Source organism: Pseudomonas sp. IB20 (assembly GCF_009707325.1).
Classification (GTDB): domain Bacteria; phylum Pseudomonadota; class Gammaproteobacteria; order Pseudomonadales; family Pseudomonadaceae; genus Aquipseudomonas.
In genome coordinates this window covers 4,273,813-4,295,088 of sequence record NZ_CP046103.1, presented here as the reverse complement: position 1 = coordinate 4,295,088, position 21,276 = coordinate 4,273,813, and the positions used below count along the sequence as shown (strand labels likewise).

General features: G+C 60.6%; 19 protein-coding genes. 7 read left to right on the top strand and 12 right to left on the bottom strand.

All coding sequences use genetic code 11. The features are described 5' to 3' along the window. Positions 1-3: 3 nt before the first annotated feature. From cyoE to ptaA, 3 genes are all read left to right on the top strand, one after another. Positions 4-891, top strand: coding sequence for a heme o synthase (cyoE, locus tag GJU48_RS20015; RefSeq protein WP_094949385.1), 888 nt, complete (start codon positions 4-6; stop codon positions 889-891). Positions 892-994: 103 nt separating this feature from the next. Continuing rightward, positions 995-1,693, top strand: coding sequence for a 7-cyano-7-deazaguanine synthase QueC (gene queC, locus GJU48_RS20010; RefSeq protein WP_094949386.1), 699 nt, complete (start codon positions 995-997; stop codon positions 1,691-1,693). A gap of 61 nt (positions 1,694-1,754) precedes the next feature. After that, positions 1,755-2,837, top strand: coding sequence for a pyoverdine biosynthesis transaminase PtaA (gene ptaA, locus GJU48_RS20005; protein ID WP_094949390.1), 1,083 nt, complete (start codon positions 1,755-1,757; stop codon positions 2,835-2,837). 551 nt (positions 2,838-3,388) lie between these two features. Here ptaA and GJU48_RS20000 read toward each other — a convergent pair. The 4 genes from GJU48_RS20000 to GJU48_RS19985 form a co-directional block, all read right to left on the bottom strand. Continuing rightward, on the bottom strand, positions 3,389-4,108 hold the full coding sequence (locus GJU48_RS20000; protein WP_094949391.1) for a hypothetical protein: 720 nt from the start codon (positions 4,106-4,108) through the stop codon (positions 3,389-3,391). 69 nt (positions 4,109-4,177) lie between these two features. Then, a complete protein-coding gene (locus GJU48_RS19995) occupies positions 4,178-4,633 on the bottom strand; it encodes a hypothetical protein (RefSeq protein ID WP_306109973.1) in 456 nt (151 codons plus the stop codon). Between the two features lie 175 nt (positions 4,634-4,808). Next, positions 4,809-6,056, bottom strand: coding sequence for a 2-aminoadipate transaminase (locus tag GJU48_RS19990; RefSeq protein WP_094949393.1), 1,248 nt, complete (start codon positions 6,054-6,056; stop codon positions 4,809-4,811). Between the two features lie 89 nt (positions 6,057-6,145). After that, a complete protein-coding gene (locus GJU48_RS19985) occupies positions 6,146-7,039 on the bottom strand; it encodes a LysR substrate-binding domain-containing protein (protein WP_094949394.1) in 894 nt (297 codons plus the stop codon). Positions 7,040-7,183: 144 nt separating this feature from the next. On the opposite strand from GJU48_RS19985, the gene GJU48_RS19980 reads away from it, so the two are divergent. Beyond that, positions 7,184-8,212 (top strand): amino acid ABC transporter substrate-binding protein, encoded by a 1,029-nt coding sequence (locus tag GJU48_RS19980; protein WP_094949395.1) that lies wholly within the window; start codon positions 7,184-7,186, stop codon positions 8,210-8,212. Positions 8,213-8,310: 98 nt separating this feature from the next. On the opposite strand, the gene GJU48_RS19975 is transcribed toward GJU48_RS19980, so the two are convergent. The 4 genes from GJU48_RS19975 to GJU48_RS19960 all read right to left on the bottom strand — a co-directional run bounded on the left by GJU48_RS19975 (position 8,311) and on the right by GJU48_RS19960 (position 13,869). Then, a complete protein-coding gene (locus GJU48_RS19975) occupies positions 8,311-10,206 on the bottom strand; it encodes an alkaline phosphatase D family protein (protein WP_094949397.1) in 1,896 nt (631 codons plus the stop codon). Between the two features lie 231 nt (positions 10,207-10,437). Beyond that, positions 10,438-12,681: an ATP-binding protein gene (locus GJU48_RS19970; protein ID WP_094949402.1), complete on the bottom strand. Its 2,244-nt coding sequence runs from the start codon at positions 12,679-12,681 to the stop codon at positions 10,438-10,440. After that, the gene (locus GJU48_RS19965; protein WP_094949403.1) at positions 12,678-13,292 is read right to left on the bottom strand and encodes a biliverdin-producing heme oxygenase; all 615 of its coding nucleotides are present in this window, start codon (positions 13,290-13,292) and stop codon (positions 12,678-12,680) included. Before GJU48_RS19965 ends, GJU48_RS19970 begins: the two co-directional genes overlap by 4 nt. A 196-nt stretch (positions 13,293-13,488) precedes the next feature. Beyond that, positions 13,489-13,869 carry a response regulator gene (locus GJU48_RS19960; RefSeq protein ID WP_094949404.1) on the bottom strand — a complete coding sequence of 127 codons (381 nt, stop codon included), beginning with the start codon at positions 13,867-13,869 and terminating at the stop codon, positions 13,489-13,491. Between the two features lie 170 nt (positions 13,870-14,039). On the opposite strand from GJU48_RS19960, the gene GJU48_RS19955 reads away from it, so the two are divergent. Continuing rightward, on the top strand, positions 14,040-14,414 hold the full coding sequence (locus GJU48_RS19955; protein ID WP_094949405.1) for a c-type cytochrome: 375 nt from the start codon (positions 14,040-14,042) through the stop codon (positions 14,412-14,414). On the opposite strand, the gene GJU48_RS19950 is transcribed toward GJU48_RS19955, so the two are convergent. The 3 genes from GJU48_RS19950 to GJU48_RS19940 all read right to left on the bottom strand — a co-directional run bounded on the left by GJU48_RS19950 (position 14,415) and on the right by GJU48_RS19940 (position 18,376). Continuing rightward, complete coding sequence (locus tag GJU48_RS19950; protein WP_094949406.1) at positions 14,415-16,436, bottom strand: LTA synthase family protein; 2,022 nt, start codon at positions 16,434-16,436, stop codon at positions 14,415-14,417. It lies immediately after the preceding gene. Between the two features lie 72 nt (positions 16,437-16,508). Further along, complete coding sequence (locus GJU48_RS19945; RefSeq protein ID WP_155296074.1) at positions 16,509-17,108, bottom strand: hypothetical protein; 600 nt, start codon at positions 17,106-17,108, stop codon at positions 16,509-16,511. After that, complete coding sequence (locus GJU48_RS19940) at positions 17,108-18,376, bottom strand: sialidase family protein (RefSeq protein WP_094949408.1); 1,269 nt, start codon at positions 18,374-18,376, stop codon at positions 17,108-17,110. The genes GJU48_RS19945 and GJU48_RS19940 overlap by 1 nt, the downstream gene beginning before the upstream one ends. A 408-nt stretch (positions 18,377-18,784) precedes the next feature. Between GJU48_RS19940 and GJU48_RS19935 the strand changes: the two genes are divergently transcribed. Together GJU48_RS19935 and GJU48_RS19930 are read left to right on the top strand one after the other, a co-directional pair. Next, positions 18,785-19,447: a response regulator gene (locus GJU48_RS19935; protein WP_094949409.1), complete on the top strand. Its 663-nt coding sequence runs from the start codon at positions 18,785-18,787 to the stop codon at positions 19,445-19,447. Then, entirely contained in the window at positions 19,444-20,787 is a 1,344-nt protein-coding gene (locus GJU48_RS19930; protein ID WP_155296073.1) for an ATP-binding protein, read from the top strand. The genes GJU48_RS19935 and GJU48_RS19930 overlap by 4 nt, the downstream gene beginning before the upstream one ends. Here GJU48_RS19930 and GJU48_RS19925 read toward each other — a convergent pair. Next, a complete protein-coding gene (locus GJU48_RS19925) occupies positions 20,784-21,266 on the bottom strand; it encodes a hypothetical protein (RefSeq protein WP_094949412.1) in 483 nt (160 codons plus the stop codon). The genes GJU48_RS19930 and GJU48_RS19925 overlap by 4 nt on opposite strands. Between the last annotated feature and the right edge of the window lie 10 nt (positions 21,267-21,276).

Genomic DNA, 21,276 nt, shown 5'->3' with positions numbered 1-21,276 from the left:
CCGATGTCGCTTAAGCACTTTATCCAAATCACCAAACCGGGGATCATTTTCGGTAACGTGCTTTCTGTGGCAGGCGGTTTCTTCCTGGCCTCCAAGGGACATGTCGATCTGGCCATTTTCCTGGCTGCAATGATCGGCACCTCCCTGGTGGTAGCTTCCGGTTGTGTGTTCAACAACTGCATCGACCGCGACATCGACATCAAGATGGAACGCACCAAGAATCGCGTGCTGGTCCAGGGCCTTATCTCCCTTAAACTGGCACTGCTGTTCGCGACCGTCCTGGGTGTTGCCGGCGTGGTGTTGTTGTACACGGTGGCCAACCCGCTGGCGGCACTGTTTGCCGTGATCGGTTTTGTCATCTACGTCGGCCTCTACAGCATGTACCTCAAGCGCAAGTCGGTTCACGGCACGCTGGTGGGCAGTCTGTCGGGCGCGATGCCGCCGGTAATTGGTTATGTGGCTGTGACCAATAGCTTCGACATGGCCGCGCTGGTGCTACTGGTGATGTTCAGCCTGTGGCAGATGCCGCATTCCTATGCCATCGCGATCTTCCGCTTCAATGACTACCTGGCTGCGTCAATTCCGGTTCTGCCGGTCAAGCGTGGCATCCAGGTGGCCAAGAAACACATCCTGCTCTACATCCTGGCCTTCCTCGTGGCGACCTTGATGTTGACCTTCAGTGGCTACGCCGGCATGAGCTACCTCGCCGTCGCCGCGGCCATGGGCATGTACTGGTTGTACATGGCCTGGACCGGCTACAAGGCGGTGGATGACACCGTCTGGGCGCGCAAGCTGTTCGTGTTCTCGATCTTCACCATCACCGCGCTCAGCGTGATGATGTCCCTGGATTTCCAAGTGCCGAAAGAGCTGTTGCTGACCTACGCTCACTGAGTGGTTGAGTATTAAAAAACCCCGCCTTCGAAAGAAGCGCGGGGTTTTTTATTGAGTGGCCTTTAAACTATGCGCACATTCTACAAATGCAGGAAGCAACGTAATGAGTAAAAAAGCTGTGATCGTGTTCAGTGGTGGGCAGGACTCGACGACCTGTCTGATCCAGGCATTGCCGCTGTATGACGAAGTGCACTGTATTACCTTCGATTATGGCCAGCGCCATGTGGCGGAAATTGAAGTCGCGCAGAAGCTCGCCAAGCAGCTGGGCGCCACCGTTCACAAAGTCATGGATGTGTCCTTGCTCAACGAGCTGGCCATCAGCAGCCTGACCCGTGACAACATTCCCGTACCGACCGTGGACAGTTCAGGCGGCAGCCTGCCCAGCACCTTTGTGCCGGGCCGCAATATCCTGTTCCTGACATTGGCGTCGATCTACGCCTACCAGGTTAAAGCTGAAAGCGTGATTACCGGCGTGTGCGAAACCGACTTCTCGGGCTACCCCGATTGCCGCGACGAGTTCGTCAAAGCCTTGAACAAGGCGCTCGAGCTGGGCATGGAATACCCATTGCGCCTGGAAACCCCGTTGATGTGGCTGAACAAGGCCGAGACGTGGGCGCTGGCCGATTACCACAACCAGCTTGAGCTCATTCGTCACCAGACGCTGACCTGCTACAACGGCATCATCGGCAGTGGCTGCGGTAACTGCGACGCGTGCAACTTGCGTGCACGCGGTTTGAATGAGTACCTGCAGAACAAGGCGGATGTCATGCAGAGCCTGAAGCAGAAGTTGCAGCTGAACTAAGCGATTGGCGCCGCTCTCGCGCACTGTGCGAATCGATCACCCGTCTACAAGGAGTAGTCCCATGATCAGCGTAAGTCGTCGGTCCCTTCTGGCCCTCGGTGCGGCCCTGCCGGTGCTGGCGCGCCTGGATTGGGCGGTCGCCAGCCCGCCGCCGACAAAGGCTGACACGGTGCGGCTCAACTACAACGAAAGCCCCTACGGCCCCTCAACCGCCGCCCGCGAAGCCATGCAGCGTGCAATCGCAACGTCCGGGCGTTATCCGTACAACGACATGTACGCGCTGGCTGGGTTGTTTGCCCAGCAACAGGGGCTTGCCGAGGAACAGGTCGCAGTGTTTGCCGGCTCCATGGTCGCGCTGCGCTACGCCGTCTTGGCGTTTACCAGCGCACGCCGCAGCCTGGTCATGGCCACGCCGTCCTACGAAGTGCCGCGCCAAGCCGCCGAGTCCTGGAAGGCGCAGGTTCACGCAGTGAGCCTCGACGCCCAGCACGCCCATGACGTGCCGGCCATGCTCGCCGCCGATCCCCAGGCGGGCATGCTGTACCTGTGCAACCCCAACAACCCGACCGGCACGATCACGCCCACCGAAGCGATCCGCCAGGCACTGGCGAACAAACCCAAAGGCAGCGTGCTGGTGGTGGACGAGGCCTATATCGACTTCTCCGACACCCCAAGCGTCGTCAGTTGGGTCAAGGACCACGACGACCTGCTGGTGCTGCGCACCTTCTCGAAAATCTACGGCATGGCCGGCGCGCGCCTGGGCCTGGCGATCGGCCACCCGGCGCTGCTGGAGCGGCTGGCGGTGTTTGGCGGCGACAATGTGCCGGCTGCCGTGACCTTGCTCGGCGCCCGGGCGAGCCTGGAAGACATTAAGCTGCTGCCACAGCGCAAGGCGCTCAACGCCCAGGTGCGCGATGAGACGGTAGCGTGGCTTAAGGGCCGCGGGTTTACCTGCACGTTGTCGCAGAGCAACTGCTTCATGATCGATGTGAAGCAACCGGCGGAGCGGGTGATCGAGAAGCTCGCCGCACAGGGTGTATTGATCGGGCGAGTGTGGAAAGACTGGCCGCACTGGGTGCGGGTGACGGTGGGCAATAAGCAGGAGATGCAGCGTTTTCGTGAGGTGTTCGCGGCCGCCGTTTGAGTCGCGCAGGCAAGCCAGCTCCCACATTAGATTGAGTTCAGTTTCAAATATCAGGTCGGCTGTCAGGCCGCCTCGGTTTTGCTTTTGATTAACCACTCAGGTCGGCTACTAGGCCGCCGTGCTCTTGCTTTTGATCTTGATCTTAGGCGCCCCGTTAAACCACGCTGGCCGAACGCAGGCTTTGGAGCGGGGGTAAACCGGCAGGACGCCGGTTTAGCCGCGATGGGCCAAGGATGGCCCATGGCGGCGGCCCACGGTCCAAAGCCTGCGTGAGGGCACACCGAGCCTAGGCGAGGTGCCGAGTGGTGGGGCAAGAGCGTTTTGTTACTTTTGCGCTTTTCAAAAGTGACCGCTGTAAGAGCGGAACCCATACAGCCTACCCAAATAACGGATATGTACCCAGCGCCCCCGCGACAACCAAAGAATCAACCCATAAAAAGATGTGTAGATACCTATGCTGCGATGCGGGCGTCGGTCTCAGTGGCACCAGTTGATGCATCGCAGGCAAGCCAGCCCCCAGGTAGCCAGCTCCCACATTTAGTTCATCGGTATTACTGCTGCGCGATGCTGTACCCATCAAACGCCGTCTGCTGCTGCAATGCAGTGATCACACTCTTGCGGCTCAACGGCTGCTCAGCCCCCAAGTTATCCACAAAGCTTTCGACTTCCAGCTCGGCTTCATCGCCTTCACCCACAAAGCTGAAACCCAGGAACTCGAACGCCTCGCGGTCAACGCTCAGCTTGGAGCGCGGCGTGCGCAGCGGCAGGGTGACGCTGATGCCGTCCTTGCTGATCACAAACACTTCGGCTTCTTTCTTCGGCCGTGAGGCCTTGCCCTTGCCGGCGCTTGGGTTGCTGATGGCCTGGTGCGACTGGTTCAGCACCTTGAGGGCCAGGCCGTAGACCAGCTCCTGAAACTGGGGGTCGTCCTTAAAGCTGGACAGGATGCGGCTGATCGAGAATTTGCTGCTGAGGTCTTCCAAGGCGATGTTATCGGCAGCCTCGGCGTCTTTGAGTTGCTTGAGCTGGCCCATCAGGTCGTAGGCGGTGTCGTCGTCAAAGGCGTCGTGGGCCTGGCGGATGGCCACACGCAGCTCGCGGATCTGGTCGCTTTCCTTGGAGGTGTGGAAAGCATCCAGCACCATCTCGCTGATGATCTTGGCCGCAGGCACATGCTGTGAAAGATTGATGGCGTTTTCGTATTCAGCTTTGGATTGCAGGGCTGTTACGGATTCTTCTTGGGCTGATTGTTCGGTGTAAGAATCGGACATTGAAATTTCACTACTTCAGTAAACGGGACAAAAAAGCGTCGCGCATTTTCAGTGGCTGGCGAGATCAGGTCAAGGCAGCACAACGCCCTTATCGCGGCGCAAGGCCGTCAGCGCCCGCTGCAGCCGTACGGCGCGCCCGCAGAACAGACCAACGGTAAACCCCGACACGGCGCCCACTGCCACCAGCATCTCTGGCGTGCTCAGCAGCAGCGGATGCACCGCCTGCTGATAGCCGAAGTAATACTTCACCGCGAAAAACAGCTGCGAGATCAGCAAGGTTTTCCAGGTGCCCGGCAACACCAGGGTTTCGCCATTGGCATCGAGCCGCGCGCCTTCGGCGTTGAACAGCAACATGCCCACCAGGCTGGCGACCAAAGCACCGCCAACCCAGGCGCTGCTCGACAGTATCGAAGGCGTCAGCGAGATCAACGACCACACCACCAACACCACCGGCAGAATCATCAACGAACGACGATTCTCGCGCCCACCCAGGCAGGCCTTGATGCCGTAGTAACACACCCACAGGTAAACGGCTTACACCCAAAGGGGCGTGCCTTGGAGGATATCGAGCATGGGGTGCTTGCGTGCAGTGTGGTTAGGCGGTGGATAGTCGTTGAGACTTCACGGTTTTGTCCATCGATTTGTCCCTAACCCACATCCGCGACTGGCCCAATGGCGGTAAGCCGGTTGATGCACGCTACTAAGTCAGCTGTCTGAGGCAGGCCTCGAGCATATCCAGGCCTTCCTCCAGCACCGCAGGCTCAATGGTCAGCGGTGCCAGCAGGCGGATGATGTGCCGCGACTTGCCGCTGGGCATCAGCAGCAAACCCGCGTCCCGCGCCAGGCTCAGCAGTTGGCTCAGTTGCTTGGGTGCCGGCGAGCCGTCGGCGTTGGCCAGCTCAATGCCGCGCATGGCGCCCACGCCGGTCAGGCGGCCCAGATAGGGCACGCCTTGCGCACGCCATTGTTCATAACGGCTGACGATGGCTTCTTCCTGTTGCGAACCCCAGGTTTGCAGGTGTTCATCCGTCATTGCCTCCAGCGTGGCCAATGCGGCCGCGCAAGCAATCGGGTTGCCGGAGTAGGTGCCGCCCAGGCCGCCTTTGGGCAGGTTGTCGAGCAAGGCTTTACGCCCGACGACCGCGCCCAAGGGCACGCCACCAGCGATGCTTTTGCCGAGCAGGATCAAGTCCGGTTCAATTCCCAGGCGCGAGAAGGCGAAGCGCTGGCCGGTACGCCCGAAGCCGGACTGGATTTCGTCGGCAATCAGCAGGATGTTTTTCTCATCACAGAAACGTCGCAGGGCGTGGGCGAATTCGATGTCCAAGGCCAGAAAACCGCCTTCGCCTTGCACCGGCTCGATGATGAAACAGGCTACATCCTCAACGTCGATTTCCACGCTGAACAGGCGGTCCATGGCCTTCAGCGCCTCAGCGCAGGTCACGCCGTTGTCAGCGCTGGGGTAGGGCAGGTGATACACCGGCCCGGGCAGTACACCGACTTTTTGTTTGTAGGGCGCCACCTTGCCATTGAGGTTGAGCGTGGCCAGGGTACGGCCGTGAAAGGCGCCGTCAAAGGCGATCACCGCCGTGCGGCCGGTGGCGCCGCGTACGATCTTCAAGGCGTTTTCCGCCGCTTCCGCGCCACTGTTGGTGAGCATGCCGCTCACCGGGTAATCCACTGGGATAAACGCAGTAAGACGGCCCATCAGTTCGATGTAGGGCGCGTGCGGTACGGCGTTGAACGCGTAATGGGTCAGTTTAGTTGCTTGCTGCACAATCGCCGCGACCACGCCTGGGTGGCAGTGCCCGAGGTTGAGCACGCCGATGCCGCCGACAAAATCGATGTAGCGCTTGCCCGCGGTGTCCCAAACCTCGGCGTTCTTGCCGTGGCTGAGGCTGATGGGGTGAACGATGGAAATCGACTGGCTGATGGTTTCGCGGCTCATGAATCTCGGACTCGGCAATGGCGGGCGTCTTTTTATCTAAGCCGCGCGCCCGGCCTGGCCGCAAACGAAATAAAGTCGCCGGGTCATTATTAAAAGTCGGGATGTGCTTTGAGGTAGTCCACCATCCAGTTGAGGAAGGCCTTCACTTTGGGGATCTCGCCCGCATGTTCGGCATGCGCGATAAAGTGCGCGCCGGTGCTGGGCATTGTGTAATCCCAGGGAATCATCAGGCTGCCATTGGCCAACTCGTCAGCCACCAGATACTGCGGCACCAACGCCACGCCGTAGCCCGATTGCGCCGCGCGGATGCACATGTAGAACGTGTCGAAACGCGGCCCGTGGTAGCTGTTCTGCGAATGCAGGCCTTGTTCCAGGAACCACTCGTGCCAGGCTTGCGGGCGGGACGTGCATTGCAGCAAGGTGTGGCGCGACGAAGCATCGCTGCCTTCAGCGACAAAGCCCGGCGCACAGACCGGCACCACGGCTTCGCGAAACAGCTCGATGCAAGTCGCCCCCGGCCACGAGCCCTGGCCGAAGAAAAACGCGATGTCGGCCTTGGCCTGCAACACGTCGAAGGGCTCTAGTTCGTTGCGCACATCCAGGTGGATATTCGGGTGTTTGGCCGCAAAATCCTTGAGCTTGGGCACCAGCCAGCGGTCGCCGAACGTCGGCTGGGTGGCGATGCGCAGCACTTCGGTCTCGCCGCCGTAGGTGAGGATGTAGCGGCTGGAGATGTCCACCTGGGTGAGGATCTTGTGCACTTCGGCCAGGTACAGCGAGCCCGCCGGCGACAGGTACAAACGCTGGCGCACCCGTTCGAACAGGTTGTGGCACAGCATCTCTTCGAGCTGTGCCACTTGCTTGCTCACCGCACTCTGGGTCAGGTGCAGTTCTTCGGCGGCGCGGGTGAAACTCAGGTGACGGGCGGCGGCTTCGAAGCATTGCAGGGCGGTCATCGAAGGGGTCAAGCGTTTTGAGATCATGCAGTTCATTCCAAATCGGAAGGAGCCTTTGCCTAAAGGTCGTTTGTGGCAGGTGTGTAAAGCCGTCGATACTGCGCGGCAACACTATAAACCGGCGCGGGCTGTGCGGCGCCGAATAATAAAGATCGACAGGGAGTGCCTCGCATGAACAACCTCAAAACCACCTTGGCCGCCCTCACCGCTGTTGCGGTCGTGGGCCTGGCGGGAAGCGCCCAGGCGGGCGTGACCCTGGACGCGATCCAGAAAAAAGGCTTTATCCAGTGTGGTGTCAGTGATGGTTTGCCGGGCTTCGGCGTGCCAGACTCCAACGGCAAGATGACCGGCATCGACGTAGACGTGTGCCACGCCGTCGCCGCCGCGGTATTCGGCGACGCGTCAAAAGTGAAGTTCAGCCAGTTGACCGCCAAGGAGCGTTTCACCGCGCTGCAATCGGGTGAAATCGACCTGATTTCGCGCAACACCACCTGGACCAGTTCCCGCGATGCGGGCATGGGCCTGGTGTTCACCGGCGTGACCTACTACGACGGCATCGGCTTTTTGGTGAACAACAAACTGGGCGTTACCGGCGCCAAGCAGCTGGACGGCGCGACCGTCTGCATCCAGGCCGGCACCACGACTGAGCTCAACGTTTCGGATTACTTTCGCACCAACGGCATGAAGTACACGCCGATCACCTTCGACACCGCCGACGAAAGCGCCAAGGGCCCCGAAGCTGGCCGTTGTGACGTGCTTACCACCGACCAGTCGGGCTTGTACGCCCAGCGCATCAAAATGGCCCACCCGGACGAGTTCGTGGTGTTGCCAGAAGTGATCTCCAAAGAACCGCTGGGGCCGTTAGTGCGTAAGGGCGATGACGAGTGGTTCAGCATCGTCAAATGGACCCTGTTCGCGATGCTCAATGCCGAGGAAATGGGCATCACCTCGTTGAACGTCGAAGAGCAGGCCAAGTCCACCCAGAACCCCGATATTGCGCGGCTGCTCGGTGCCGACGGCGATTACGGCAAGGACCTGAAGCTGCGCAAGGACTGGGTGGTGCAGATCGTCAAGCAAGTGGGCAACTACGACGAAGTGTTCGAACGCAATATCGGCCAGGGCAGCGTGCTGAAGATCAAGCGCGGGCTCAATGCGTTGTGGAGCAATGGCGGCATTCAGTACGCGCCGCCGGTGCGCTGATGGACAAGCTGTCGGGCTATAGCGATGCAGGCACTGCGGTTTGAAGATGCAGCGCGGTGATCCCAGCCACACGCGGACCGTCCGGTGCGTATGAAAACTTACTGCGGCGCCACCATCTGCGTCCGAGGCTTCCCATCCGCGTTGTGCTGGTAAATCGCCTCAGGCTGGCCCTGCGCATTGAAAAACACCTGGCCGATCCCGGCCGAATTCCACAGCCGCTCACCCGCTTGCGCATGCTGCGGAATATGCGGCACCACCTGCATGGTGCGCCGGCGAGTGAACCAGTTGAGCGGGGAGCGGGGCGAGTAGAGCCAGCGGTTGAGGCGGTCGAACCATTCCAGCAGCCGTGGGGGGAATTCGTTCTTGATGCCGCTGCTGGTGATCTGCCAGATCCTGGGGCCGGCATTGCGGTGGCGGATCAGCACTTCGTAGACGAACGAGTAATGCACGTCACCCGAGAGGATCACGTAGTTACCCGGCGTGCGCGAGTGGCGGAAGATGTTGAGGATCACCTGGGCGGCGCCGCGATGGGCCATCCAGTTTTCGGCGTCCACCAGCAGCGGGTAGCCACACCAACTGAACATCTTCTGCACGGTCTCGATCAGCTTGACGCCAAAGATCGGCGCGGGCGAAACGATGATGGCGCAAGGGTGGTCCAGCAGTTCCTGTTGCAGCTCGCTCAACGCCTCCCAGTCCAGCAGGCCGGACGGTTGCTTGAGAACAAATTCACTGCGCCAGCGCCGGGTGCGGGTATCGAGCACCACCAGGGCGGGCGTGGTGGGCAGTACGTAATGCCAGCGTTGGAATTTCAGCAGCGCCGCCTGCAGGTCATCTTGCGCAATGGCGTCCAGGTGGTTGTCTTGCGCTTGGGTGGTCAGTGCCTGGGTTTGGCTCAACAGTTCGCCAAACACATCCGGCTGGTTGCCCCAACCCTGGCACAGCAGGTAAGCGAGCAGAGCATTGCCGATGATGCGCTTGGAGAACGGGTGGCCGTAGGCGGTTTCTTCCCATTGAGCGCTGAGGTTCCAGTCATCGGTGATGTCGTGATCATCGAAGATCATCAGCGTCGAGAGGTGGGCGAACACCCGTGCGACGCCCGGCAGGCCGTCACGGAATTGATCGATGTGCACCTGCTCGCGGGCATACCGCCGCTGTTCTTCGACGTTCAGTTGCGGCGCTTGTGGCGTGATCAACTGCCAGGGCGTGGGCGACCAGGCCAGCAAGTACATCGCAATCACTTCGGCAAAGGTCACCAGGTGATTGTCGGCGGTACTGCTGGTAAAAATCGGCTTTTTTACCCCTCCAAAAAACCGTTCACGCAGGGTCTCGTTGCTGTCCAACGCCGGGAGCAGATCCGCCCGATGGTAATAGCTGGCGCGATGCCCATAGAGGCTGGCGCTGTCGTCCACCACCGCGCCTTCCAGGTATTCGTCGTACAGGCCCAAGCGCGCAATCAATGCATGAATGGCGCGCAGCATCGGCCCGGCGACATCGTCGGCGTAAATTTGGTCGCCACTCATCATCAGCAGGGCCGGGCGTTGAGCCGGCGTGTGTGCCTCGGCCAGCACGCGGTCGACGCATAGCAAACCTTCGTCGGCTGGGTGGTGTGGTTTACGGCACGAGCCATGCACCAGCTGGTGGATGCGGCTGTGCAGTACGAAATTGGGGTGCTGCGCTTCGGCATACAGCAAGTGCGGCGCCCACTCGGCGATGCCGATGTTATCGATCAGCAGGTCGTAGCCGATAACCACGTCCAACGGCAGGGCCTCGTCCAGTTGCACGTCGATCAGGTGAATAAAGGCATGGCGCCCCACCGGTACGATTTGGCACTGGCCTTGGTCCAAGCGAATGTCCTGGGTGTGTTCGGCAACGTGCAGCCTCAGGGTCGGCGACAGTTCACGACTTGCCACCAGCCACAACACCAGGCGCTGGGGCGCCAGTCGCCGCAGCAGCGGCCCAGCAAGGACGGCGGGCAGGGTGCCTGCTTGAAGCATAGGGATGACGACTCTGTGCAAGTTAGGCACGTAGATAACCCAGTGGATGTCAGTGTTTTGTTAAGCGCACGGGCGATTGTGTTGGAGCACGGCGGCACGCTGACCCTGGCAGACCGCCAGGGTGGCGGCTTGGTGGCGGTGCTGGTGTTGCCGGTTTAACAGGCGGGTTTTATGTGGCGAGCGGGCTTCCTGTGGCGAGCCCGCTCGCCACAGGAAGCTCACTGTTGACAGTCAGGTCGGCGACAACTCGATGGCCTTTGGCACCGTAAAGATGAATTCGCTGCCCTGGCCCACCTCACTTTGCGCTTCGATCCGCCCGCCGTGGGCCTGCACGATACCCTGCGTGATGTACAGCCCCAGCCCGCTGCCGGTGGGGTTGTTCTCCGTTTGCGTCCAGTAGCGATCAAACACATGCGGCAACTGCTCCGGCGCAATGCCTTCGCCGGAATCGCGCACTGAAAACATGATTTCCTCGCCGTTGCTCAAGGCGCTTACGCTGATGGTTCCCTGGCGCGGGGTGAACTTGATGGCATTGCCGATCAAGTTCGACAACACCTGGAACAGACGCTCCGGGTCCCCATTGATCTGCAGGCCCGGCTCTGTGTTGAACGACAGCTCGATGCCTTTCTCCATCGCCAACGGCGCGAGCAGCGCATAGGCCTCTTCGAACATCTGGTTGACGTCCAGCACCACCGGTTTGACCACATAGCGCCCGGCCTCGATTTTCGAGGTGTCGAGCAAGTCTTCCAGCAGCACGTTCATCCGCCCGGCGGCCTGCTGCATGGTGTCGATGGCCGAGGAAATCCGCCGCGAGGTGTGTGGGCCTTCGGAGCTGAAGGCCTTTTGCATCATCCCGCAAAGCATCGAGATAACTGTCATCGGGTTACGCAGGTCGTGGGACACCACGGCGACCAGATCATCGCGAGCGCGCACGGCTTGTTGTTCGCGAAACACTTGGCGGGCCAGGTCATTTTCCAGGGCGGAACGGCGCAGGTCGTTGGCCGCAAACAGGTCGCCATGGCTCCACTTGGTGGAGATGCCGGCCATTTCCACTTTCCAGATTTCAAACGAGGTGCGTGGGCGAAGACGTAAGCCGGCGTCGGAATTTTCCAAGTTCAGCGGTTTATTCGGGTCGCCGCTCCAGTTGATGTTCTCTTTCACTTCCGGGCGAAACCACAGCACGCCGTTATCCACAGGCTTTGGCAGGCTCATGGCCAACACGCCACTGGCCACGGGCTGAAACTCGGCAGCTGGCGGGTATACCGAGGTCAGGTTGTGGCTGGAGAACACCGGTTCGCCGCTGGTTTGCAGCCACGTGTGCAGCGCACGAATCTGCTCAGGCTGCGGGCAATTGCCGTAGCAGTGCAGCTGTTTGTCTTCGATGATCGCCACGCCGCCCGACAGGGTCAGGTCCATCAGCACGTGCGGCTGCTGGGCCAGGCCATCGAACACATTTTGTTCAGACGCTTTCATCGCCTGATCAAGCAGGGCCAGGGCTTCAACCTTTTCTTCGCGTTGGCGGCTCAGGTCCAGGGCTTCCATGGCACTGATCTGCAACGACAGTACCTGGCCGATGGTTTGGCAGGCTATGCGCAGGTCATTGGGCACCAACAGCGGCTCGCGGTTACCGCAACTGATCAAGCCCCAGAGCTTGTCACCCGCCATCAACGAGATGCTCATGGACGACAGCACGCCCATGTTCTGCATGTACTGGCAGTGAATCGGCGACACGCTGCGCAGGGTGGCAAAGCTCAAGTCCAGCGGCTGGCCGGTGTCCGGGCGCAGCTTGGGCAGCAACGGCACCGGCTCGTAGGCAGCATTCGGGATGATACGCAGCCAATTGGTGCGGTAGAGCTCGCGGGCCTGCTCGGGGATATCGGAGGCTGGGAAGAACAGCCCGTTGAACTGCTCCATGGACGGCGACGACGCTTCGGCAATCACCTGCCCGTGGCCTTCTTCTTCGAAACGATAGATCAGCACCCGGTCATAACCGGTCATGGCCTGGATTTCATTCACGCTGATTTCGTACAGCGCTTGCAGGTTTTTCGCCGACTGCAAGCGTTGCAGCATCTTGCCCAGGTCGCTGGTGCGGCCATTCAGGGTGCGCGGTTTGAAGTCTTCCAGGTGCGGTTCGAATTCCAGCACCAGCACGTCTTGATGGCGATGCAACAGCCCTTCGAATCGCACACCGTTGAAGGTGACGTGCAGCGCCGTCGCGTCGAAAAAAGTGTCGTGTTCAGCCATGGCCTGCACGGCTTGGGCATGTTGCGCGCCAATCAAGGTGTGCAGTGGCTGGCCCAACAGCGCCTCAGGCGCGTGGTTGAACACAGTGCCCACATTGGCGCTGACCTGCATGATGTTCAGGTCAGGTGCCGATAACGTCAGCAACACGCCGTGGGGCTGAATCGCGCCTGGAGTGCGAATGGGTTCGTCGGAACAGTTGGCATGCAGTTCCTCAAAATCTTCGGGTTTCATAGCAGTACCTCCTGGCTGGCAAGCCATTGCTCAAAGCCGCTGAATGTCGAACAGGCAGCAATCACCGCGTGCTGTTTGGCCTGCGTGTCCAGTGGCTGGCGGCTCAGGTAATCGAGAAAGTCTTTCCAGCGCCGGCCGGTCTCGGTGCCGTACACATTGAGAAACGCGCCGCCGTTGTCCGCGTCGACGGCCAGGCGTTGAGCCATTTTCCGGCGCAACACTTGGCCGCCCAAGGTCGCGCCTTCCAGCACATACAGGGCACCGAGGCAGGCGGCGGGGGTATCGAAAGTGGGGAGTTCGCAGCAACGGGGCAGGGCGCTGATAGCGTCGTCCGTCAGGCCAAGGGCGTAGAGGTCGCGCAGCAGCGTTGGCGTTTTCACACGCAACGACGTATCGAATCCATTAGGGATCAAGCCGCTGTCATACAGCACCGCTTCCATCGGCCTATAAAATCCGTAGTACGCCTGGAGCAAGCGCTGGTACCAGTCGGCATCCAGGCACTCGGAGAAAAACGGCAGGCGTTTTTCCAACGCTACATGCAGCAGGCCAGTACCTGAGCGCAACGTTTCCAGCAATGAGGGCGCACCAACGTCAAGGGCCTGTGAATGCATTCAATGAGCTCGAACTGGGGGCCTTTCGGCCATGAATGACGCGGGTGAAACCGGCGACAATTCTACACAACTCATTGCCGTCAACTGCACGCACAAGGCGAAAAGGCTGACCAGCGCATCAGAAAAGTCGCTCCTTGCGTGATTAATGACCACAGGGCAACTCATCAAGTTCGCGTTAAGTGATATTGCGGTGCTATCAATGCAGGGACGAGCCCTTTTGGATCAGCGCGGTTTGCACGCACTCAACCAAGTGCTCGGCGCTCCACGGCTTGGGCAAAAAACGCACAGACCCGCCCAGTTGCTCCGCCAGCTTAGTATTGCCGGAGGTCAGCACCACCGGCACCGACGGCCAGCGATGCGCCACCACCTTGCTCAGGTCGTAGCCGTTGAGCAAACCCGGCATCTGGATATCGCTGACAATCAGGTCCACCGGGTCATCGCAGCGTTCCAGGTAAATCATGCCTTCATCCGCCGAAGGAAACGAGGTGACGTGCGCCCCGAAGTCCTCCAGTACATCCACCATTAACGAGCGAATGATCTCGTCGTCTTCCAGCACTAAAATCGATGGCTGAGCCATGATCCTTACTCCACCATCAGGGTTCAGTAAGGTGGAGTGGGGCGGGTGGGGATAGGTTCGATTAGATGTGCCTGAGGCGATGGGTGGTTGTTTGAACCGTCTAGGTGATCTGGGGCATGCGCTCCTGACAAACAGGCATAATCGCCGTAACACCCGCTGTGGAGCCCACCATGAAGTACGCGTTACTGACCCTCGCCCTGATCCTCAACACCGCCCCGGCCTTTGCGGCCGGCGATGCCGAGGCGGGCGGCAAGCTGTTCAGCAAGACCTGCGGCGGCTGCCACAGCATCGGCGAAGGTGCGCGCGGCGGCTTTGGCCCAGAGCTTAACGGCATCATCGGCCGACCCGCCGGCACCACCACGGATTACCAGTACTCCGACGCGATGAAAAACTCCGGCGTGGTCTGGTCCCGCGACAAGCTCGCCGCCTACATCGAGGCGCCGAAGAAGGTGGTCAGCGGCACGCGCATGATCTTCTGGGGCATCAGCGACCCGCAGAAGATTGAAAACATCCTGGCCTACCTGGAAACTTTCCAGCCCAAGTGATCACTCGCGCACATTCTTGAACAGCATCAACCGCGCGCTTTCATGCAGCCCGCGCGTCAGCCCCTGTAAGCGTTGAAACTCTTCGGGATGCTGCTCGGCCACGTCGTCCCGAGGCGTTTGCGAGGCAAGGTCGTGCAGGGTTGGTAAGCTGCCGTCGTGTTGCATCTGCAGCAGGAAGTCCTTGGTCACGCCGCCGATAATCGGGAAGGTGCCCTCGTGCAACACCAGCGGCACCACGCGTTCGCCTTCTGGCGCCGGTTGCTGGATGTCGCGGCCCATCGCGCCATTGCGAAACGGTATGCCGGCCATGCCGGCAACAGTGGGCAGCAAGTCCGCCAGGCCCACGGCCTCTTCAATCACCCGCGGTTGCAGGCCCGGCGCGTGGATCAGCATCGGCACGTTGTTGCTTTCCAGGCCCAATTGCTCGAAGGCCGGTGCCATGTGCGGGATCTGGCTGATGCGGGTGTTGTGGTCGCCGAAGAACACAAAAATGCTGTTGTCGTACCAGCCGCCGGCCTTGGCGATGTCCATCAGGCGGCCGATGTTGAAGTCCAGCAAACGCACTGCGTTGTATTGCTCGACGCTGCGCGAGCCGGCGGCCTGGGCTTGCTCCAGCGTCACGTCATGCACCTGGAAGCCGTCGTTCTGCTTGGGGATGGTGAACGGGCGGTGGTTGCCGGAGGTTTGCACGTAGGCGAAGAAGGGCTGGTCCTTGGGCACGGCGCGCAGCAACTGGTCGCCTTCCTTGAACAGGTCCAGGTCGGAGATGCCCCACACGTCCACCCGTGGCGAGCGCCAGTAGCTTTCGTCAAACAGCTGCACGCCATCGATGCTCTGACGAATCAGCGCATTGATATTCGCCCAGCCGGCGTTGCCGTTGATCATGTAGAACTTCTGGTAGCCCTCGAACGCGTTGATCAGCGTGTGTTGCCGCGTGATCAGCGGGTTGCGCGTGGCGGTCTCCTGGCGCGTGACATCGGGCACCCCGGTGATGCTTGCCCACACGGTTTTGGCAGTGCCGGTGACGGGCACGTAGAAGTGTTTGAAGAACCAGCTTTGCGTCGCCAGTTTGTCCAGGTTCGGCGTGGGGTTCAGCGGGTTGCCGTAGGCACCCACGGCGCTGGTGCCTAGGGACTCGAGCATCACGAAGATCACATTGGGCGGGCGCTCGCCTTGCAGGCGATAGGGCTGCACGCCTTGCTCGCGGGTGAAATTCAGTTGCTTGGGATCGGGCTGAGCAACGCCTAAATACTGCGCAACCTGCGGGTAATGGTCGCGCACTTTGGCTTCATCGAATTGCGATTGGCCAACCTTGAGCGTGTCGTACAAAAACAGCACCGGGTTCAGGCCCACGGCGGCGACCTGGCTGTTGCCGGAAAAGAACGCATCGCTCCAGCGCAGCGGCACCGGGTTTTCCAGGTTGAGGTTGGCCACGCGGCCGAGCAGGGCCAGCAGCACGGCGACAACGCCGACCACGGCCACAGACGCCACCGCCCACTTGCCGATGGTTTTGGCTTCGCGATCCAGGGTCAATCGCTCCAGGCACACCAACGCCCACACCCACAGCGCCACGGCGGCCAGCCAACAGGCGGTTATCCACAGCACCGGGTAGGTTTCCCACACCATCTGTTGCGAAATCTGTGCGTCTTGCAGGTAGCGCAACACCGTCGCATTGATGCGCACGCCAAGGTAGGCGTAATGGCCGAAGTCGATGATGTACACCAGGCCGACTACGGCCAGGGCTACGACCAGATAGCCGCGCGCCAGCCAGCGCAAGGCGGGCAGGGTGGTGAGGTTCCAGCGCGGGAACCAGGCCAGCAGCGCCAGCGGCAGCAGGATCAACACCGCCAGGCGCAGGTCGAAACGCAAGCCGATGCCCAGGGTTTCCAGCAGCGCCGGGGTGTTAAGAGCAAGGCCGGAAAAGCTTATTAAAAATACCAGCCGCAAAGCGGCCAGCAACACAAACACCAACCCGATCGCGCCCACGCCGTAGCGCAGGCGGCGTGATTGCAACACACCCATCATTGACTCTTCCCAATTTCAAAAACTACATAGGGCAAATGTGGGAGCGGGCTTGCCCGCGATGACGGAGTGTCAGCCACCTTGTCTTGCTCGGCTCGGGTATTTCCAGGCTGCTTTTACCAGCAGCCAGGATCCTGCGACTATGCAGTAGCCCGTCAAGAGCGGATCGACCAAGTAATCCCAATAGTTCTCCGACGCCTTGAGCCGCAACGCGAACGCCAGGGTGCCCAGCGCCAGCATCCACACCGCCAGCGCATTGCGCAGCCACAGCATCAACAGCGCCGCCGCGCCCACCAGCACAATCATCGGCCGAGGGTTGAAGCCCCAGCGGTACGGGTCGTAATACGTCAGGCCCAGCGTGGCGGGGTACAACAGCAGGCTCAGCACGCCAAACAGCACCAGCAGTTGCAGCTGATGTTGACGAGTAACCGGCTGCACCACGCCCAACCGGCACAGCCCCACCCACGCCAGCAACACCAAGGTGCTGATGGCCAGGTCATCGGTAAAGCTGCGCACATACGCCGCCAAGGGCAGTTCATTCACCGGGATAAAGCTCAGCACCACCAACACCGGCAGCAGCCACGGCCGCCACGGTGCGGTAAAGCGCAGGGCACACAACGCCACAAACCCCAGCAGCACAAAACTCAAATGGGCTTGCCACACAGAAACCATTACAAATGCTCCGCCAGCCAGGCTTCGTTGAAGCTGACATGTTTGATAAAGGTGTTATTCCACGAGTACACCAAGTGGTACATGCCGTCCGGGCTGCGGCTGAAGTACGGGTACTCGTACTCAAAATCGCAGCCACTGGGTTTGCACACGCGGTAATCCAGGTTGCTCAGAAAGCGCTGCTCCAGCGGCAGGCGCTGGGCACCACTGGAGGCGCGGAAGCCTTCGCCGATGATTTCTTTGTAGGCCTCATGGGCGAACGGCTGGCCGAGCGGGTCGGGCGACTGGTCCAGCTCTATCACCGTACGCCATTGGCTGAACTGGGCATCGGTGCCGTAAAGGCTGAGCTTGAAGCGGCCGTCTTGCAGGTCGTTGAGGGCGACCAACAAACCGTCGTCCCGGGTGGCCACCGCCGCCAGCGATGAGTTGGGGTTGGCCGGCTCCAGCGGGTACGGCTCGCTCCAGGTTTGGCCGGCGTCAATGGTGCGGCTGGCGAGCACGCGGTGATAGGTGTCACCGGCATAGCGCAACATCGCCACGGCGCGCAGGCCATCCTGCGCCACGATGGTCGGTTGCAGAGAGTTCTTGCCACGGCTGATGCGGAATTTGTCGATCACCGCACCGTCGGCGCTCAAGTACAGGTACTCGGCAAACTTGCCCATGAACTCGTGATACACCGGCAGGCCGATAGAACCGTCGGCGTGAAACACCGGCGCGGCACGCACCAAGGTGCTGATATTAAAGAACGGCGAGGTCACCAATTGCCGAGGCGCTGACCAGTTCGCACCGAGGTCTTCCGAGACCATCACGTTGATCGCACTGGTGGCCCAGCCGCCGACCGACACCGACACGTAAAACATCCACAGGCGTTTATCCGGCCCCAGCGCAATCACCGGGTTACCCAGTTTGCGAATGTAGCGCTGAGTGCCGTCGCGGGTACTTTCGCGCGTGGCCAGCACCTGTTCGGCGCCCCATTCACCGCTGCGCGCATCAAACCGCGCGGTGCGCACTTGCACATCGGCGGCGCCTTCGCGCGAACCTGCAAACCACACGGCCATCAAGTCGCCGCCGGGCAGAGCGGTGACGGAGGAGGAGTGCACAAAGTCGGTGAGTTGCGAGGACACGAAGCGGCTGATGTATTGCGGCGCCGCCGCGACCTTTGAATTGTTCGGGCTCGCTTGGGCAAAGGGCGCCAGCACATGGGGCGGATGGCTAAGCCAGGCGGCGATGAAGACCCCTAGCAGGCTGCAGATCAGTAAAACGGGGCGCATAGAGAACCTGTCGGAAAAAAGGATAACTGCGCATGTTCATCCGGCAGGTGCTCCTGCGGCCGGTGAGCATGGATAACGACAGGTTGTCCCGTACCTGGTCCCATAAACGCAGGAATATTTCTCTGCATACGTGGGAAGGTTCACAGTGCAAAACCAACCTTAGCGCAACCTTAGTTGGTGCGCATGTTCATCCGGCAGGTGCTCCTGCGGCCGGTGAGCATGGATAACGACAGGTTGTCCCGTACCTGGTCCCATAAACGCAGGAATATTTCTCTGCATACGTGGGAAGGTTCACAGTGCAAAACCAACCTTAGCGCAACCTTAGTTGGCAACGTGGCGTAACATCTTTCCCGCAAGGGCCCGCACCAGAACCGGCATGATTCCGCCGTTTCCTACAGAGAATCTGCTATGCGCCTACTCCTAGTCGAAGATGATCGTGCCCTCGGCCAGGGCATTCGCGTGGCATTGGGCGCCGAAGGCTACACCCTGGATTGGCTGCAAGATGGCCTCAGCGCCCTACACGCCCTGCGCACGGAAAGCTTCGATTTGTTGCTGCTCGACCTCGGCCTGCCACGCCTCGACGGCCTCGACCTGCTGCAACAACTGCGCGCCGAGCAACACGACTTGCCGGTGCTGATCCTCACCGCCCGCGACGGCACCACCGAGCGCATCGCCGGGCTGGACGCAGGCGCCGACGACTACCTGATCAAACCCTTCGACGTCGAAGAACTCAAAGCCCGCGTGCGCGCCCTGTTGCGCCGCAGCCAGGGCCGCGCGCAACCGATGCTGGAACACGCCGGCGTCAGCCTCGACCCCGCCACCCAGCAAGTGCGCTACCAGGACGCAGACATCATCCTCACCCCGATGGAATACCAACTGCTGCACCAACTGATGGTGCGCCCTGGCAAAGTCGTGACCCGCGAGCGCCTGGCCCGCGCTTTATATGGTTGGCAGGACCGGGTTGAGAGCAACACGTTGGAAGTGTTGATCCATAACCTGCGCAAAAAGTTATCCACAGAGCTGATCCGCACCGTGCGCGGTGTTGGCTATGTGCTGGTGCTCAAACTGTGAACTCGGTTCGCGCGCGCATCCTTATTCCCGTGCTGATGCTGATCCTGCTGGGCGACGCCCTGATCTGCTGGCTGATGCTGCGCGACAGCCACCACGAAATCGAAGAAGTCTACGACGCCCAACTGGCCCAAAGCGCCCGCCTGCTGCAAGGCGTGCTGCGCCAACGCGACCTCGGTGAGGCCGACTTTGACCGCCTCTACCAAGCCTTCGACCACGCCATGAGCCGCATCGGCGAAGACGGCGCCGCCCACCCTTATGAAACGCCGCTGACCTTCCAGGTATGGCGCACCGACGGCCAACTCCTGGTGCGCTCCGCCCAAGCGCCGATCCTCGATGCACCGCCCACCCACCTCGGCGCCCACGACCTGACCCACGACGGCAACGACTGGTGCGCCTTCCTCCTCGTTGACCCACAGCAGGGGCTGCTGATTTGGGTGGGCGAGCGCGACGACATGCGCCAAGATCTGATCGAACGCATCGTGCGCCACACCCTCTGGCCCACCTTGATCGGCGTGCCGCTGCTGACCGTACTGATCTGGCTGGCCATCGGCTGGGGCTTCAAACCCCTGCGCGCCATGGTGCTGGCGATTCGTGGGCGCAACACCGACGCCTTGCAACCGTTGAGCCTCAAGCCCCTGCCCTCCGACCTGGAACCCATGCAAACCGCGCTGAACCGGCTGTTGGTGCACATGGATGACCTGCTGGAACGCGAACGCCGGTTTATCGCCGATGCTGCCCATGAACTGCGCACGCCGCTGGCCATCTTGCGCATCCATGCACAAAACGCCCAAAGCGCCGCCACCGAGGAGCAACGGCGCGAAGCGTTGGACTTTCTGGTGAAGGGCGTGGACCGCGCGACACGGGTTGGCAGCCAATTGCTGACCATGGCGCGCATCGAACCGCACCTGAGCAACCTCGTGTGCAAGCCCGTGCAACTGATGGAATTAGTGCGCGAAGAACTCGCTGAGCTGGCGCCACTGGCGATGGACAAGGGCGTGGAGCTGGTGCTGGAAGGCAACGAAGATTGCTGGGTGGAAACCGAACCGGTGGCCCTGGCCATCGCGCTGCAGAACCTGGTAACCAATGCGCTGAATTTTTCCCCGGCAGGCAGCGAAGTGAAAGTGCTGATTGGCGCTAACTGCTTGAGCGTGGAAGACCAAGGCCCGGGGATTGATGAAGCCGAACTGAGCCGCTTGTTCGAACGGTTCTACAGCCGCGATAACGCCAATGGCGCGGGCTTGGGCTTGGCGATTGTGGACATGATCGTGGGCAAGATCGGCTGTCGGTTGATGTTGCACAACCTGGAGCAGGGCGGGTTGTGTGCGGGTGGTGAGTTTTAACGTGGAGCCTGCGGGAATACCACACCGTTGAAGGTGTGGGTGCAGCAGTTACAATTTGGCGTCATCTGTTCGGATGTCAGTTGGGGGTTAACTTTTTGCAGGAGGCCTGCGGCGTCGACCCACAAACCGCTGTAATAGCTGGAATCACCTAATCGCACATATTCGTCTTTGTCGCTTTCATGCAGCGCAACCATCCAGAACACCGGCTCTGTACGATCCAGGCGAGCGTTAGCTTCGCTGAAAACCTTGTCCCACGGCTGGCCGACTTTGGACAGGAGAAAGCGCAATAGTGGCGTGTAGTCAAAACCGTGTCGTTGATGGCTGTGCATTGAGCCACGGTTAGACAGTGAGCTTTTTTCACTTTTGGTATGCCGCTCATAGCGATACGCGCAATGACTACCGTGGTGCACACCATGGGTTCGGGTGTTGACTGAGCGGTAGAGGAGGGGCTTTTTCTCTGAAAGTGAAATTCTACGCATCAAACTTGGA

Coding starts and splice junctions, on each gene's coding strand:
- cyoE (WP_094949385.1), top strand. CDS start 4: ATGTCGCTTAAGCACTTTATCCAAATCACCAAACCGGGGATCATTTTC.
- queC (WP_094949386.1), top strand. CDS start 995: ATGAGTAAAAAAGCTGTGATCGTGTTCAGTGGTGGGCAGGACTCGACG.
- ptaA (WP_094949390.1), top strand. CDS start 1,755: ATGATCAGCGTAAGTCGTCGGTCCCTTCTGGCCCTCGGTGCGGCCCTG.
- GJU48_RS20000 (WP_094949391.1), bottom strand. CDS start 4,108: ATGTCCGATTCTTACACCGAACAATCAGCCCAAGAAGAATCCGTAACA.
- GJU48_RS19990 (WP_094949393.1), bottom strand. CDS start 6,056: ATGAGCCGCGAAACCATCAGCCAGTCGATTTCCATCGTTCACCCCATC.
- GJU48_RS19985 (WP_094949394.1), bottom strand. CDS start 7,039: ATGATCTCAAAACGCTTGACCCCTTCGATGACCGCCCTGCAATGCTTC.
- GJU48_RS19980 (WP_094949395.1), top strand. CDS start 7,184: ATGAACAACCTCAAAACCACCTTGGCCGCCCTCACCGCTGTTGCGGTC.
- GJU48_RS19975 (WP_094949397.1), bottom strand. CDS start 10,206: ATGCTTCAAGCAGGCACCCTGCCCGCCGTCCTTGCTGGGCCGCTGCTG.
- GJU48_RS19970 (WP_094949402.1), bottom strand. CDS start 12,681: ATGAAACCCGAAGATTTTGAGGAACTGCATGCCAACTGTTCCGACGAA.
- GJU48_RS19965 (WP_094949403.1), bottom strand. CDS start 13,292: ATGCATTCACAGGCCCTTGACGTTGGTGCGCCCTCATTGCTGGAAACG.
- GJU48_RS19960 (WP_094949404.1), bottom strand. CDS start 13,869: ATGGCTCAGCCATCGATTTTAGTGCTGGAAGACGACGAGATCATTCGC.
- GJU48_RS19955 (WP_094949405.1), top strand. CDS start 14,040: ATGAAGTACGCGTTACTGACCCTCGCCCTGATCCTCAACACCGCCCCG.
- GJU48_RS19950 (WP_094949406.1), bottom strand. CDS start 16,436: ATGGGTGTGTTGCAATCACGCCGCCTGCGCTACGGCGTGGGCGCGATC.
- GJU48_RS19945 (WP_155296074.1), bottom strand. CDS start 17,108: ATGGTTTCTGTGTGGCAAGCCCATTTGAGTTTTGTGCTGCTGGGGTTT.
- GJU48_RS19940 (WP_094949408.1), bottom strand. CDS start 18,376: ATGCGCCCCGTTTTACTGATCTGCAGCCTGCTAGGGGTCTTCATCGCC.
- GJU48_RS19935 (WP_094949409.1), top strand. CDS start 18,785: ATGCGCCTACTCCTAGTCGAAGATGATCGTGCCCTCGGCCAGGGCATT.
- GJU48_RS19925 (WP_094949412.1), bottom strand. CDS start 21,266: ATGCGTAGAATTTCACTTTCAGAGAAAAAGCCCCTCCTCTACCGCTCA.